Origin of the sequence: Aeromonas sp. TW 6, assembly GCF_013168745.1 — a bacterium.
Taxonomy (GTDB): domain Bacteria; phylum Pseudomonadota; class Gammaproteobacteria; order Enterobacterales; family Aeromonadaceae; genus Aeromonas; species Aeromonas caviae.
This window is the reverse complement of sequence record NZ_JABERS010000002.1, coordinates 1-13,571: the sequence shown is the minus strand read 5'-3', so window position 1 is coordinate 13,571 and position 13,571 is coordinate 1. Positions and strand designations below refer to the sequence as shown.

11 protein-coding genes and 1 other RNA gene are annotated in these 13,571 nt (G+C 65.2%); 9 read left to right on the top strand and 3 right to left on the bottom strand.

Features of this window, described 5'->3' with window-relative positions; genetic code table 11:
* Positions 1-23: 23 nt before the first annotated feature.
* Genes HKD46_RS01035 through HKD46_RS01025 form a run of 3 tightly spaced genes read right to left on the bottom strand, consistent with a single transcriptional unit; the run spans position 24 to position 3,643 of the window.
* Positions 24-872 carry an enoyl-CoA hydratase-related protein gene (locus tag HKD46_RS01035; protein WP_042878770.1) on the bottom strand — a complete coding sequence of 283 codons (849 nt, stop codon included), beginning with the start codon at positions 870-872 and terminating at the stop codon, positions 24-26.
* Between the two features lie 9 nt (positions 873-881).
* Entirely contained in the window at positions 882-2,498 is a 1,617-nt protein-coding gene (locus HKD46_RS01030; RefSeq protein WP_171864765.1) for a carboxyl transferase domain-containing protein, read from the bottom strand.
* Positions 2,495-3,643 (bottom strand): isovaleryl-CoA dehydrogenase, encoded by a 1,149-nt coding sequence (locus HKD46_RS01025; protein ID WP_171864764.1) that lies wholly within the window; start codon positions 3,641-3,643, stop codon positions 2,495-2,497. Before HKD46_RS01025 ends, HKD46_RS01030 begins: the two co-directional genes overlap by 4 nt.
* Positions 3,644-3,900: 257 nt before the next feature.
* Between HKD46_RS01025 and HKD46_RS01020 the strand changes: the two genes are divergently transcribed.
* The 9 genes from HKD46_RS01020 (at position 3,901) to ffs (ending at position 13,402) form a co-directional block, all read left to right on the top strand.
* Positions 3,901-5,412: a CoA-acylating methylmalonate-semialdehyde dehydrogenase gene (locus tag HKD46_RS01020; RefSeq protein WP_221413896.1), complete on the top strand. Its 1,512-nt coding sequence runs from the start codon at positions 3,901-3,903 to the stop codon at positions 5,410-5,412.
* 81 nt (positions 5,413-5,493) lie between these two features.
* The gene (locus HKD46_RS01015; RefSeq protein WP_171864763.1) at positions 5,494-6,651 is read left to right on the top strand and encodes an acyl-CoA dehydrogenase family protein; all 1,158 of its coding nucleotides are present in this window, start codon (positions 5,494-5,496) and stop codon (positions 6,649-6,651) included.
* 118 nt (positions 6,652-6,769) lie between these two features.
* The gene (locus HKD46_RS01010) at positions 6,770-7,561 is read left to right on the top strand and encodes an enoyl-CoA hydratase (RefSeq protein ID WP_041215244.1); all 792 of its coding nucleotides are present in this window, start codon (positions 6,770-6,772) and stop codon (positions 7,559-7,561) included.
* 78 nt (positions 7,562-7,639) lie between these two features.
* Positions 7,640-8,740 carry an enoyl-CoA hydratase/isomerase family protein gene (locus tag HKD46_RS01005; RefSeq protein WP_171864762.1) on the top strand — a complete coding sequence of 367 codons (1,101 nt, stop codon included), beginning with the start codon at positions 7,640-7,642 and terminating at the stop codon, positions 8,738-8,740.
* A gap of 27 nt (positions 8,741-8,767) precedes the next feature.
* Positions 8,768-9,688, top strand: coding sequence for a 3-hydroxyisobutyrate dehydrogenase (gene mmsB, locus HKD46_RS01000; RefSeq protein ID WP_171864761.1), 921 nt, complete (start codon positions 8,768-8,770; stop codon positions 9,686-9,688).
* Positions 9,689-9,759: 71 nt separating this feature from the next.
* Positions 9,760-10,521 carry an SDR family oxidoreductase gene (locus HKD46_RS00995; RefSeq protein WP_171864760.1) on the top strand — a complete coding sequence of 254 codons (762 nt, stop codon included), beginning with the start codon at positions 9,760-9,762 and terminating at the stop codon, positions 10,519-10,521.
* Between the two features lie 365 nt (positions 10,522-10,886).
* Positions 10,887-12,323 carry an arginine-ornithine antiporter gene (gene arcD / locus HKD46_RS00990; RefSeq protein ID WP_010674600.1) on the top strand — a complete coding sequence of 479 codons (1,437 nt, stop codon included), beginning with the start codon at positions 10,887-10,889 and terminating at the stop codon, positions 12,321-12,323.
* A gap of 91 nt (positions 12,324-12,414) precedes the next feature.
* The gene (locus HKD46_RS00985) at positions 12,415-13,203 is read left to right on the top strand and encodes a sulfite exporter TauE/SafE family protein (RefSeq protein ID WP_171864759.1); all 789 of its coding nucleotides are present in this window, start codon (positions 12,415-12,417) and stop codon (positions 13,201-13,203) included.
* A gap of 102 nt (positions 13,204-13,305) precedes the next feature.
* An RNA gene (gene ffs / locus HKD46_RS00980) (signal recognition particle sRNA small type) lies at positions 13,306-13,402 on the top strand.
* The last annotated feature ends 169 nt before the right edge of the window (positions 13,403-13,571 follow it).

Genomic DNA, 13,571 nt, shown 5'->3' with positions numbered 1-13,571 from the left:
GGGCTTGATGGGGTGGTATTGAGTCATGCTTCGTCCTTGAAACGGGGGCGCCAGGTTGGGGGGCGTTTGTCGAAGAAGGCCTGGATCCCCTCTTGGGCCTCGAGGCCGACCCGTACCCGGGCGATGGTCTCGACGGTCTGCTCTTCGTGCTGGTGGCCTGGGCGCCCTTCGAGGGCGGCCAGCAGCCGCTTGGTCTCCTTCATCGCCTGGGGGCCGTTGCGACACAACCGCAGGGCCATGGCGCGTCCCTCCGCCAGCAACTGATCAGGCTGGCTGAGCCTGTGCACCACGTTGAGTCGGCAGGCGGTGATGGCATCGAAAGGCTCCGCGCTCAGCATGTAGCGGCGGGCCTGGCGCATCCCCATGGCGCGCACCACGTAGGGGCTGATCACCGCAGGCACCAGTCCCAGGGTCACCTCGGAGAGGCAGAAGCGGGCATTTTCGCTGGCCAGCACGATGTCGCAGGCGCAGACAAGGCCTAAGGCTCCGCCGTAGGCGGCCCCCTGCACCAGGGCCACCGTGGGGAAGGGCAGCTCGTCCAGTGCCTGCATCAGGTGGGCCAGCACCCGGGCGTCCTCGCGATTCTTGTCAAAGGCGCGGGGGTCGAACGCCTCCCCTGCCATCTTGCGCATCCACTCGAGATCGGCGCCCGCGCAAAAATGCGGCCCCTCGGCGCGCAGCAGCAGCACGTGGGGGCGGTCGGCCAGCGGCTGGCCGTGGGCCAGCTCGTCGAGACAGTCGAGCAGCCCCTGCATCAGGTCGGCATCAAGGGCGTTGTGACGGGCCGGGCGGGCGAGCACCAGCTCGATCACCGGGCCGTGGCGCTCCAGGCGAAAATGGGCAAGGGGATCGTTGAAGAGCGGGTCTGACATATGAACTCCTTACATCCGGAAGATGCCGTACTGCCCGGGGCCCGGCTCGGCCCCCTGGCAGGCCGCCAGCGCCAGGGCCAGCACGGTGCGGCTCTGGACCGGGTCGATGACGCCGTCATCCCACAGGCGAGCACTGGCGTAATAGGGGTGACCCTGGCGCTCGTACTGCGCTATCACCGGGGCGCGAATGGCGGCCGCCTCCGACTCGCCCAGAGTCTTGCCCTCGGCGGCCAGCTTGTCCCGGCGCACCTGCACCAGCACCCCGGCCGCCTGCTCGCCCCCCATGACGGAGATGCGGCTGTTGGGCCAGCTGAAGAGAAAATCCGGTTCATAGGCGCGCCCGCACATGCCGTAGTTGCCGGCACCGAAGCTGCCGCCGACGATCAGGGTGATCTTGGGCACCCGGCTGCAGGCCACGGCGGTCACCAGCTTGGCGCCGTGCTTGGCGATCCCCTCTTTCTCCGCCGTACTCCCCACCATAAAGCCGGTGATGTTTTGCAGAAACAGCAGCGGGATCCCCCGCTGGTTGCAGAGCTGGATGAAGTGGGCTCCCTTCTGGGCGCTGTCGCTGTGCAGCACGCCGTTGTTGGCGAGGATCCCCACCTGCATGCCCTCAATGCGGGAAAAACCCGTCACCAAGGTAGTGCCGAACAACGCCTTGAATTCGTCAAACACAGAGCCATCCACCAGTCGGGCGATCAATTCTCGTGCGTCATAGGGGCGCTTGAGACTGGTGCCCACCAGGCCGTAGAGCTCCTCGATGGGGTAGTGCGGCTCATCATAGGAGGGAGCGGATGGGGCGGGTGACGCCGCCGTCTGGTTGTCCCCTAGGTTGCTTACCAGGGTGCGGGCGATGGCCAGGGCATGGGCATCGTCCCGGGCCATGTGATCCGCCACCCCGGAGTGGACGCAGTGCACCTCGGCGCCCCCCAAGGCTTCTGCGCTGATCTCCTCGCCGGTGGCGGCCTTGACCAGGGGCGGGCCCGCCAGAAAGAGGGTGGCCTGCTCCCTGACCATGATGGACTCGTCCGCCATGGCGGGCACGTAGGCGCCCCCGGCGGTACAGAGCCCCATCACCACCGCCAGCTGGGGGATGCTCTGGGCCGACATGCGGGCCTGATTGTAGAAGATGCGGCCAAAATGCTCCCGGTCGGGGAACACCTCGTCCTGCATGGGCAGGAAGGCGCCGCCGGAATCCACCAGATAGAGGCAGGGGAGGCGCAGCCGCTCGGCGATGGCCTGGGCGCGCAGGTGCTTTTTCACCGTGAGGGGGTAGTAGGTGCCGCCCTTCACGGTGGCGTCATTCACCACCAGCATGCACAGGCGCCCCGAGATCCGGCCGATACCGGTGATGAGGCCGGCGGCGGGCACCGGCTCGTCATAGACCTGCCAGCCCGCCAGCGCCGACAGTTCGAGAAAGGGGGAGCCCGGGTCCAGCAGCTGGTCGATGCGCTCGCGGGGTAGCAGCTTGCCGCGGGCCTGATGGCGGGCGTTGTTGGCCGCGCCCCCGCCCTGGGCTATCTCCTCCAGGCGTGCATTGAGATCGTCGACCAGTGCCTGCATGGCGGCCCGATTTGCCTCATAGTCGGGGCTCGCGGTGTCGAGACGGGAATGGATCCTGCTCATGCGTTATCCCCCATCAGCTCGCGGCCGATGAGCCAGCGGCGGATCTCCGAGGTGCCGGCGCCTATCTCGTAGAGTTTGGCGTCCCGCAGCAGGCGGCCGGTGGGGTATTCGTTGATGTAGCCGTTGCCGCCGAGCAGCTGGATGGCATCGAGGGCCATCTGGGTGGCATTTTCGGCGGCAAACAGGATGGCGGCGGCGCAATCCTTGCGGCTGGTGCGACCCTGATCGCAGGCGCTCGCCACCGAGTAGACCAGCGCCCGGCTGCTGGCGAGGCGGGTATACATGTCGGCGAGCTTGCCCTGCACCAGCTGAAACTCGCCGATGGCCTGGCCGAACTGCTTGCGCTCGCGCACATAGGGGAGCACCACGTCCATGCAGGCCTGCATGATGCCAAGGGGCCCGGCCGCCAGCACCACCCGCTCGTAGTCCAGACCGCTCATCAACACCTTGACCCCGCCGTGCAGGGGGCCCAGCAGGTTCTCCTGCGGCACCCGGCAGTTGTCGAACACCAGCTCGCAGGTACTGGAGCCGCGCATGCCGAGCTTGTCGAGCTTCTGGGCGGTGGAAAAACCTGGGGTGCTCGCTTCGACGATAAAGGCGGAAATCCCTTTGGACCCGGCGGCGGCATCGGTCTTGGCATAGATGACGAAGGTGTCGGCATCGGGCCCATTGGTGATCCACATCTTGTTACCGTTCAGCACGAAGTGATCCCCCTCGCGCACCGCGGTGAGGCGCATGCTCACCACGTCTGAGCCGGCGCCCGGCTCGCTCATGGCCAGCGCCCCCACGTGTTTGCCGCTGACCAGATCAGGCAGATATCTCGCCTTCTGATCAGGGGTGCCGTGGCGGTGGATCTGGTTGATGCAGAGATTGGAGTGGGCGCCGTAGGAGAGGCCGACCGAGGCGCTGGCGCGGCTCACCTGCTCCATCACCAGCACATGGGCCAGATAGCCGAGGTTCACCCCGTCATACTCCTCCGCCACCGTGATGCCGTGCAGCCCCAGCTCACCCATGCGGGGCCAGAGATCCCGGGGGAAAGCGTTGCTCTGATCGATCTCGCTGGCGCGCGGTGCGATCACTTTCTGGCAGAAAGCCTCGACCTGTTCGGTCAGGGCCTGGAGGGTTTCATCCATCAGGGCATGCATCCGTGCTCTCCTTGGTGCAGTGGACTGCCGATTTCCCCTGCCATCAGGGTGATGACTGGTCAGTCCATTCGTGATTCAAGTTTACGTTAGCGTAAACGTAAATGAGTTGTTAGTCTAAGGTAAATTCGATGGCAGCCCGCCGCAAGGGGCTACCCGGGCAGAGGAGCGCAAGGAGTGAACAGGATGTGCAACAGCAACATGGATGTGGCCGGCCCAGGGTGGCCTGCCATCGCCTGCCAACGGGCTAGGAGGGGGGCATGAGCCAGCATCACACCCAGTACGGGGATCTGCCGCTCTACATCGGTGGCGAGGCATGTCCGTCCGCAAGCGACGAGTGGATAGAGGTGACCGACCCGGCGGACCAGCATCTGCTGGCGCGGGTGCCGAAAGCTACCTCTGCGGAAATTGAGCTGGCGGTGCGCGCCGCCCACGACGCCTATCTGCTGTGGCGAGAGGTACCGACCTCCGAGCGGGCCCGGGTGATGTTCAACTACCAGCATCTGTTGAAAGTGCATCACGACGAGCTGGCGACCCTGCTGGCCCAGGAAACCGGCAAGAACCTGGCGGATGCCAAGGGGGATGTGTGGCGCGGCATCGAGGTGGTGGAGCAGGCCTGCGCCATTGCGAGCCAGACTCTGGGGGAGACCATGGGCAACGTGGCGCGCAGGGTCGACGGCCACTCCTGGGTGCAGCCCCTCGGGGTCTGTGTCGGCATCACGCCGTTCAACTTTCCGGCCATGATCCCGCTGTGGATGTTCCCGCTGGCGGTGGCCTGCGGCAACGGCTTTGTGCTCAAGCCCTCCGAGCAGGATCCGCTCACCCCCATGCGCCTGGCCGAGCTGTTTACTGAGGCGGGGGCCCCCAGGGGCATTCTGTCGGTGGTGCACGGCGGCGCCGAGCAGGTGGATGCGCTGCTGGCCCATCCCGATGTCAAGGCAGTCAGTTTCGTGGGCTCGGCCCGGGTCGGCGGCCACGTCTATCGCACCGCCACCGACCAGCTCAAGCGGGCCCAGTGTTTTGTCGGCGCCAAGAATCACATGGTGATCATGCCGGATGCCAACAAGGCGCAGGTACTCGGCAACCTCGTGGGAGCCGGAGTCGGCGCCGCCGGTCAGCGCTGCATGGCCATCAGCGTGGCGGTGTTCGTGGGGAACGCCAGGGAGTGGATCCCCGAGCTCGCCGCCGAGTTCGCCAAGGTGAAACCCGGTGTCTGGCACGATCCCGAGGCCGCCTACGGCCCCCTCATCAGCCCGGAGGCGAAAGTCAGGGTGGAGGGACTCATCGAGGCGGGGATCGCCGAAGGGGCCGAGTGCCTGCTGGACGGCCGTTTTTGCGACGTACCCGGCTACCCGGTGGGCAACTGGGTGGGACCAACCCTGTTTCGCGGCGTGACCCCCGAGATGAGCATCTACAAGGAGGAGATCTTCGGGCCCGTGCTGGCCTGCCTCGAGGTGGGGAGCCTCGACGAGGCGCTTGCCCTCATCAACGCCAACCCCTATGGCAACGGCACCTCCCTCTTCACCGGCTGTGGCGCCGCCGCTCGCAAGTTCCGCCACGAGGTGGCGGTGGGCCAGGTGGGGATCAACGTGCCCATCCCGGTGCCGCTGCCGTTCTTCTCCTTCACCGGCTGGCGCGGCTCCTTCTACGGGGATCTGCATGCCTACGGCAAGCAGGCGGTGCGTTTTTACACCGAGACCAAGACGGTGACGGAGCGCTGGTTCGACGAAGACATTCCCAGCGGCCCCAATATGACCATTCAGCTGCGCTGACGGCAGGGGTTGCCCACTTTGCCCGGGTGCCCCCATTGACAGCAACGGATCGACGGAACAAGTACAAAGGAAGCGAACAAGATGGATTTTACCCTGACCGAATCCCAACGGGCCTGTGTCGAGTCGGCCGGCGCCTTCGCCGATCTGGCGCTCAAACCCCACGCCGCGCGCTGGGACAGGGAGCACGAGTTCCCCATCTCCACCATCAAGCAGGCGGCGGCACTGGGCCTGTGCGGCCTCTATACCCCGGAGCAGTATGACGGTCTGGGCCTGAGCCGGCTCGATGCCAGCCTCATCTTCGAGCGCCTCGCCATGGGCTGCACCTCCACCACCGCCTATCTCACCATCCACAACATGGTGAGCTGGATGCTGGGCAGCTGGCTGCCTGCCGAGGTGGCCGCGGAGTGGGTACCCAGGCTCGCCAGCGGCGAACTGCTGGGCTCCTACTGCCTCACCGAGCCGGGGGCGGGCTCCGACGCGGCGGCCCTCAAGACCCGCGCCGTGCGCGATGGCGCGGATTACCTCCTCGACGGCAGCAAGGTGTTCATCTCGGGCGCCGGCAGCACAGACGTGCTGGTGGTGATGGCCCGCACCGGTGGCGAGGGGGCCAAGGGGATCTCTGCCTTCATGGTACCGGCCCAGACCCCTGGCGTGAGTTACGGCAAGGCGGAGGAAAAGATGGGCTGGAACAGCCAGCCGACCCGGGAGGTGAACTTCAATGCCGTGCGCATTCCCGCTCGCTTCCGGCTGGGGGAGGAGGGGGAAGGGTTCAAGTTCGCCATGCAGGCGCTCGATGGGGGGCGCATCAACATCGCGAGCTGTTCGCTGGGCACTGCCCAGCAGGCTCTCAACGATGCCCTGGCCCATGTGCAGCAGCGCCAGCAATTTGGACACCCGATCAGCGAATTCCAGAGCGTGCAGTTTCGCCTGGCCGACATGGCCACCGAGCTCGCCGCTGCCCGCCTGCTGGTGCGCCAGGCGGCCGCCAAACTCGATGGGGGCAGCCCGGACAAGAGCGCCTGGTGCGCCATGGCAAAGCGTTTTGCCACCGACGTGGGGCACCGCATCTGCGACGACGCCCTGCAACTCTTTGGCGGCTATGGTTATATCCGCGAGTATCCGCTCGAGCGCTATCTGCGCGATACCCGGGTGCACCGCATTCTGGAAGGGACGAATGAAGTGATGCGGCTCATCATCGCCCGCCGCCTGCTGGCCGACCCCGGCCTGTCGCTGGAGTAGCGGGAGTAGCCTGCCCTGAGGACGCAGTCGGCGCGTCCTCAGGCTTTGTGAGCCAAGTGCAGGTTGGCTCCATTCAACCCTGTCATCATGGGGCAGTTTTTTTGACAAGGACAACGCAATGACAAGGATCAGGCTCGAATATCACGGCCACGTGGCCTACATCACCCTCGATCACCCACCCGCCAACACCTGGACGCTCGCCAGCCTGAAAGCCTTCTTGCAGATGATGGTGGAGCTGGATGGTCGCCCCGACGTGGTGGCCCTGGTGATCCGCGGTGCCGGAGAGAAATTCTTCTGCGCCGGCGCCGATCTCAAGATGTTCGCCGACGGCAGCCTGGCGCATGCCCGCGAGGTGGCCGAGGCCTTTGGCCACGCCTTCGAGGCGCTGGCCCGCTTTCACGGGGTCAGCATCGCCGCCATCAACGGCTATGCCATGGGAGGGGGGCTCGAAGTCGCGCTGGCCTGCGACATCCGCATCGCCGAGCAGCAGGCCAAGCTGGGGTTGCCGGAGGCCTCGGTGGGGCTCCTGCCCTGTGCTGGCGGCACCCAGCGCCTCACCGAGCTGGTGGGGCCGGGCTGGGCCAAGCGGATGATCCTCTGCGGCGAGAAGGTGAGCGCCACCCTGGCCTACGAGATGGGGCTGGTGGAGGAGGTGGTGACGGAGGGGCACGCCTGGGAGGCGGCGCAGCAGATGGCCCAGCTGGTGGAGCGCCAGAGCCCGAGCGCCCTGCGTGCCTGCAAACAGCTCATCAATCAGGGGCGAAGCACCCACAGGGACGCGGCGCTGCCGCTCGAGCGCAGCCTCTTTCTCGCCCTGTTTGACGATGCCAACCAGCGCGAAGGGGTGGCGGCCTTCCTCGAGAAGCGGGCCCCGCGGTGGCGTTATGACCAATCCAGGCCGAAAGAGTGAGGGAGTGAAGGATGAATGAGGTATTGATGGCGACCCGCCATGTCGCAGGGGCAGATACCCGGTCTGCGGGGGCCGACCATGAGTGAGCCCGTGCGCATCGAGACCCACCCCACGGCGGATGGCCGCCACATCGGCATGCTGACTCTGGACAGCCCCGACTCCCTCAACGCCCTGAGCCTTGAGATGATCCAGTTGTTGCAGGGGGCGTTGACCCGCTGGGAGCAGGATCCGGCCATCGTCTGCGTGCTGCTGCAGGGGGCCGGCGAGAAGGCATTCTGCGCCGGTGGCGACATCCGCTCCTTTTATTACCGCAAGCAGGAGGGGAGCGAACAGGCGCTCTTTGCCTATGCCCGCGACTTCTTCCTGCAGGAGTACCGGCTCGATCACCACATCCACTGCTACGGCAAGCCCCTTGTCTGCGTGGCGGACGGCATCTGCATGGGGGGCGGCATCGGTCTCTTTGCCGGGGCCGGGTTCCGGGTGGTGACCGAGAAGAGTCTGTTCGCCATGCCGGAGGTGACCATCGGCCTCTATCCGGATGTGGGGGCCAGCTGGTTTTTGAGCCGGATGCCGGGGCGGCTCGGGCTCTGGGTCGGCCTCACCGGTGCCCGCTTCAACGGGGCGGACGCCATCGGCCTGGGGCTCGCGGATCACGCCATGGGGAGCCGCGAGCGGGCCGAGCTGCCGGCGCGCCTCGCCGCCCTCGACTGGTCCGCAGGCGACCCCTGCGAGCAGATCGAGGTGCTGCTCACCGGCTTGCAGCGATCCCTTGGCCAGGCATTGCCGCCTCCCGTACTGCTGCCCCACCAGGAACGCATCGATGCGCTGTTGGCCGGCCGCTCCCTGCAAAGGGTGCTGGCACGCCTCGAGGACGCCGAGCTGGACGAACCGGGGCTGGCTCAGGGGCGGGAGACCTGCCTTCGCGGCAGCCCCATCAGCCGCGCCATTCTCTGGCGCCAGTTCTGGCGGGCACGGCGCCAGTCCCTGGCCGAGGTGTTTGCCGACGAGTTGGCCCTCTCGGTCAACTGCGTACTCAAAGGGGATTTTGTGGAAGGGGTGCGGGCCCTGCTCATCGACAAGGACAAGTCCCCTCGCTGGCAGGCCCCGCAGGCAGGGGAGGCCTGGCTGGATGCCTTCTATCGCTGGCCCGAGGGGGACAACCCCTTGCGCCTCCGCTGACGCGGGATCACACACAAGGAGCACACCATGACAAGGATTGGGTTTATCGGGCTTGGCAACATGGGGAGCCCCATGGCCGCCAACCTGGCCAGGGCGGGGCACAGGGTGCAGGTGTTTGATCTGGTGCCCGAGAGCCTGAGCCGGGCCATCGAGGCCGGCTGCATTGCCGCCGGGAATGCCCGGGAAGCGGTGAGCGGCTGCGAGCTGGTCATCAGCATGCTGCCGGCGGGTGAGCACGTGCGCAGCCTCTGGCTGGGGGAGAGTGCCGGTGAGCGGGGCGGCCAGGATCTGCTGGCGGCCCTGTCGCCCGGCGCCCTGGTCATCGACTGCTCCACCATAGACGTGGCTTCGGCCCGTCAGGTGGGGGCGGCGGCGAAGGCGCGCGGCATCCGTTTTCTCGATGCACCCGTCTCGGGAGGCGTGGCCGGTGCGGCGGCGGGCACGCTCACCTTCATCGTCGGCGGCGAACAAGCGGATTTTGAAGCGGCCAGACCCGTGCTCGCCTGCATGGGGCAGAACCTGTTTCACGCCGGGGCCCTCGGCGCCGGCCAGATCGCCAAGATGTGCAACAACATGCTGCTCGCCATCCACATGGCGGGCACCGCCGAGGCGCTGGCGCTCGGGGTCAAGGAAGGGCTGGATCCCGCCGTGCTCTCCACCATCATGGGCAAGAGTTCGGGCAACAACTGGAGCCTTGAGCGCTACAACCCCTGGCCCGGGGTGATGGAGAACGTCCCGGCATCCCGTGGGTATACAGGGGGCTTTATGACCCGGCTGATGGTCAAGGATTTGGGGCTCGCCATGGCGTTGGCGGAACATGCCCACAGCGCCGTGCCCATGGGGGCCCTGGCCCGCAACCTCTTCAACCTGCACGGGAGCCTGGGCCAGGAGAACAAGGATTTTTCCAGCATCCTCGAGCTCTATCGGGACAAGACAGCGCCGGGTTAAGGGCCGCTATCTACCTTTTTACCCGATAGTCTTTGACTCGACAGTCACCGGCCATCTCACCAGGAGCATTTATGGATATCACACAAAAAGTCATTGCCATCACGGGGGCGGGCAGGGGGCTCGGGCGCGCCATCGCCCTGAGTCTGGCGGAGCAGGGGGCGCAACTTGCGCTCATCGACGTCAACCGCACCGATCTGGAGGTGACCGAGGCGGAGGTGCGCAGCCGTGACGGCCGCTGCGCCCTGTTCGTCTGCAACGTGGCAAGCGAGCCGGAGGTCGAGGCGACCTTCGCCGCCATCAAGGATCAGTTCGGTACCCTGCACGGTCTCGTCAACTGTGCCGGCATCCTGCGCGACGGCATGCTGATCAAGGTGAAGGAGGGGGCACTGACGGAGAAGATGAGCCTGGCCCAGTGGCAGAGCGTCATCGACGTCAACCTCACCGGCACTTTCCTGTGCGGGCGCGAGGGGGCGGCGCTGATGGCCATCGGCGGGGAGGGGGGCGTCATCATCAACATCTCCTCCATCGCCCGGGCCGGCAACATGGGCCAGAGCAACTATGCCGCCAGCAAGGCGGGAGTGGCCTCTCTGGTGGTCACCTGGGGGAAGGAGCTGGCCCGTCACGGCATCCGGGTGATGGGCATCGCCCCCGGCGTCTTTGCCACCGACATGACGGCGGCGATGAAACCCGAAGCCATGGCCCGCATGCAGCAGGCCATCCCGGTGGGCACCCTGGGGCAGGCGGCGCAGCTGGCCCAGACGGTGCAGTTCATCCTTGCCAACGACTATCTGTCGGGGCGGATGATCGAGCTGGACGGCGGCTTGAGGCTCTAGTCCCCCCTGCATATACCCTCTCTGACGCCCCTCCTGCAGGGGCGTTTTTGCAGGGGAAAGGCCCCAGTGCAAGGGTGCATAGCCATGCAGGTCCGGCTTTTGAAAAGCGGGGCGGCATCATGAAAAGTCGTGAAATATCAACGGGTCTTTCTTAATTTGAACCAGCTCACAGGCACCCCGGGTCAGTGCTGTAAAATTGCGCGCGGTCAAGGCGGCTCATGATTGACGGCAAGAGGGATTGCGGCCGGAATAGTCATGCAATATAGTTGCCGCCTTTTTCACGGGGTACGGATTTCTAGCCCCTCCCATGTCGCGCGCTGTATGAATACGGATGCTCAGCCGCCGCCTAATAAAACAGGTTTGAGATGGACAAGAAACTGGGGCTGGGTGCCCTCATTTCGCTGGTGATCGGCTCCATGGTCGGTGCCGGGGTTTTCAGTCTGCCGCAAAACATCGCAGCGCACGCCAGTGCCGGGGCCGTCGCCCTGGGATGGGCCATCACGGGGATCGGCATGATCTGCCTCGCCCTGGTCTACCAGAATCTCTCCATGCGTCGACCGGATCTCGATGGCGGCATCTTCAGCTACGCCAAGGCCGGGTTCGGGGATTTCGTCGGCTTCAACGCCGCCTGGGGTTACTGGCTGTGCCAGCTGCTGGCCAACGTCTCCTACGCCATTGTGGTGTTCAGTGCGCTGAGCTACTTCTTCGACACACCGGACAATGTCATCTTCGGTGACGGCAATACCCCGGTAGCCATCACGCTCGCTTCCCTGCTCATCTGGTCGGTGCATGCCCTGGTGTTGCGCGGCATCCAGGTGGCGGCGCTGGTGAACATCGTCACCACCATCGCCAAGATGGTGCCTCTCATCGTCTTCTGCGTGGCCATCCTGCTCGCTTTCAACATGGAGACTTTCACCCTGGATCTCTGGGGGCAGGGGAGCCCCGAGCTCGGCTCCGTGATGGATCAGGTGAAGTCCACCATGAAGGTGACCCTCTGGGTCTTCATCGGCATCGAGGGGGCCGTGGTGGTCTCCGCCCGTGCCCGCCATCGCAAGGACGTGGGCCGCGCCACCGTGCTGGCGCTGCTCGGCGCCCTGGCGCTCTACGTCATGGTGACCCTGTTCTCCCTGGGGGTCATGAACCAGCCGCAACTGGCGGCCCTCAAGAACCCCTCCACCGCCATGATCCTGGAAGCCGTGGTCGGCCCCTGGGGCGCCTGGCTCATCAACATCGGCCTGGTGATCTCGGTGATGGGGGCCCTGCTGAGCTGGACCGTGCTGGCGGCGGAAGTGCCCTACATCGCGGGCAAGACCGGGGTCTTCCCGGCCTGGTTCGCCAAGGAGAACAAGAACGGCTCCCCCAAGGTGTCGCTCTGGTGCTCCACCTGCCTGGTGCAGATCTTCCTCATCATCATCTACTTCCAGAACAGCACCTATCTGGCGTTGGTGAACATCGCCACCTCGGCTGCCCTGGTGCCCTATGTCTTCTCCGGTGCTTACGGCCTCAAGCTGGCGTTGAAAGGGGAGACCTACGCGGGCCAGCCCCATCAGCGCAAGCGCGACCTGCTGCTGGCCCTGGTGGCCACCGTCTATGGCTGCTGGCTGGTCTATGCCGCCGGGGTGGAGTACCTCTTGCTGGTGGCGCTGCTCTACAGCCCGGGGATCTTCATCTACTGGAAGGCGCGCCAGCACCACGGCCTGCGCAGCCTCAATCGGCTGGAGCAGGGGATGACGGCAGCCCTGCTCGGCTGCGCCGTGCTGGCGTTCTACAAGGTGATGGACGGTACCATTCCCCTGCATTAATCGGCACAATAAAGAGATGGCAAGATGCCATCTCTTTTTTATGGATAATGGCGGTCAAGTTGACCGCTGTTTCGTTATTTAAGGAATGTTTATGCTGTTTGTGGGCTATCTGGTGTTGGGCGCCTTCGCGGGCATGCTGGCCGGGCTGTTCGGTATCGGCGGCGGACTCATCATCGTCCCCGTGCTGGTCCTGAGTTTTCACGCACAGGACGTGGCGCCGGAGATCATCACCCATCTGGCCCTCGGCACCTCGCTGCCCACCATGATCTTCACCGGTTTCAGCTCCCTGCGTGCGCACCAGGAGGCCGGGGCGGTGGACTGGGGAATGATTCGGCGCCTGGGCGCCGGCATGCTGGTCGGTGCCTGGCTCGGCGGCATGACCGCCAACCTGCTCAGCGCCAGCACCCTCAACATCATCATCGGCTGCTTCGCCTGGACCATGGCCCTGCAGATGGGGCTCAATTTGAGGCCAAAAGCGGAGCGACACATGCCGGGCCCCCTTGGTACCGGGATCGCGGGCACCGTCATCGGCTGGATGTCGGCCTTGTTCGGCATCGGTGGCGGCTCGCTGACCGTGCCTTACCTCACCTGGAATTCGGTGCCCATGCGCAACGCCGTGGCCGCCTCCGCCGCCTGCAGCATGCCCATCGCCCTGGCAGGCAGCCTCAGCTACCTCTATGCCGGTTGGGGAGACGCCGATCTGCCCGAGTGGAGCGTCGGATTCATCTATCTGCCAGCCCTGCTTGGCATCGTGCTCACCAGCACCCAGTTTGCCCGTCTGGGCGCCAGACTGGCACACCGAATGTCACCCCGGCGGCTCAAGCAGGCCTTTGCCCTGCTCATGTTGCTGGTGGGTGCCAAATTCATGCTCTTTAGCTGAACCCTTGGCCAGATTGTTGAAAAATAAGGCGAACGGCTCGTGATGCGGTAGAAAGCCATTGCATTGAGGGGCCAGTTTGCCTATTCTCCTCGCCGGTGGTCCTATTGGTCCTCTCGCATTGATAACCCGTCGACCTGGTCAGGACCGGAAGGTAGCAGCCAAGGCGGGGGACTCGAGTGCCGGGATGTGGCTGGTAGGGCCACCACCTGTTTCTGCCATTCAACAAGTTACAGCTAATACCAATCAGATTAAAGATGTGATCTAATTGCTCTATTCTGGTTTCACTGTACTCAGTATGTCCGATCCAATCGATTTCTTGGCCCTCGCCAAGGCAGAAACCAACGCCAGGAAACGCATGCGATTCCTGG

What these genes read in the sequence shown, in the direction of transcription:
- HKD46_RS01035 (WP_042878770.1), bottom strand. Translation starts at nt 872, where the DNA reads ATGTCAGACCCGCTCTTCAACGATCCCCTTGCCCATTTTCGCCTGGAG.
- HKD46_RS01030 (WP_171864765.1), bottom strand. Translation starts at nt 2,498, where the DNA reads ATGAGCAGGATCCATTCCCGTCTCGACACCGCGAGCCCCGACTATGAG.
- HKD46_RS01025 (WP_171864764.1), bottom strand. Translation starts at nt 3,643, where the DNA reads ATGCATGCCCTGATGGATGAAACCCTCCAGGCCCTGACCGAACAGGTC.
- HKD46_RS01020 (WP_221413896.1), top strand. Translation starts at nt 3,901, where the DNA reads ATGAGCCAGCATCACACCCAGTACGGGGATCTGCCGCTCTACATCGGT.
- HKD46_RS01015 (WP_171864763.1), top strand. Translation starts at nt 5,494, where the DNA reads ATGGATTTTACCCTGACCGAATCCCAACGGGCCTGTGTCGAGTCGGCC.
- HKD46_RS01010 (WP_041215244.1), top strand. Translation starts at nt 6,770, where the DNA reads ATGACAAGGATCAGGCTCGAATATCACGGCCACGTGGCCTACATCACC.
- HKD46_RS01005 (WP_171864762.1), top strand. Translation starts at nt 7,640, where the DNA reads ATGAGTGAGCCCGTGCGCATCGAGACCCACCCCACGGCGGATGGCCGC.
- mmsB (WP_171864761.1), top strand. Translation starts at nt 8,768, where the DNA reads ATGACAAGGATTGGGTTTATCGGGCTTGGCAACATGGGGAGCCCCATG.
- HKD46_RS00995 (WP_171864760.1), top strand. Translation starts at nt 9,760, where the DNA reads ATGGATATCACACAAAAAGTCATTGCCATCACGGGGGCGGGCAGGGGG.
- arcD (WP_010674600.1), top strand. Translation starts at nt 10,887, where the DNA reads ATGGACAAGAAACTGGGGCTGGGTGCCCTCATTTCGCTGGTGATCGGC.
- HKD46_RS00985 (WP_171864759.1), top strand. Translation starts at nt 12,415, where the DNA reads ATGCTGTTTGTGGGCTATCTGGTGTTGGGCGCCTTCGCGGGCATGCTG.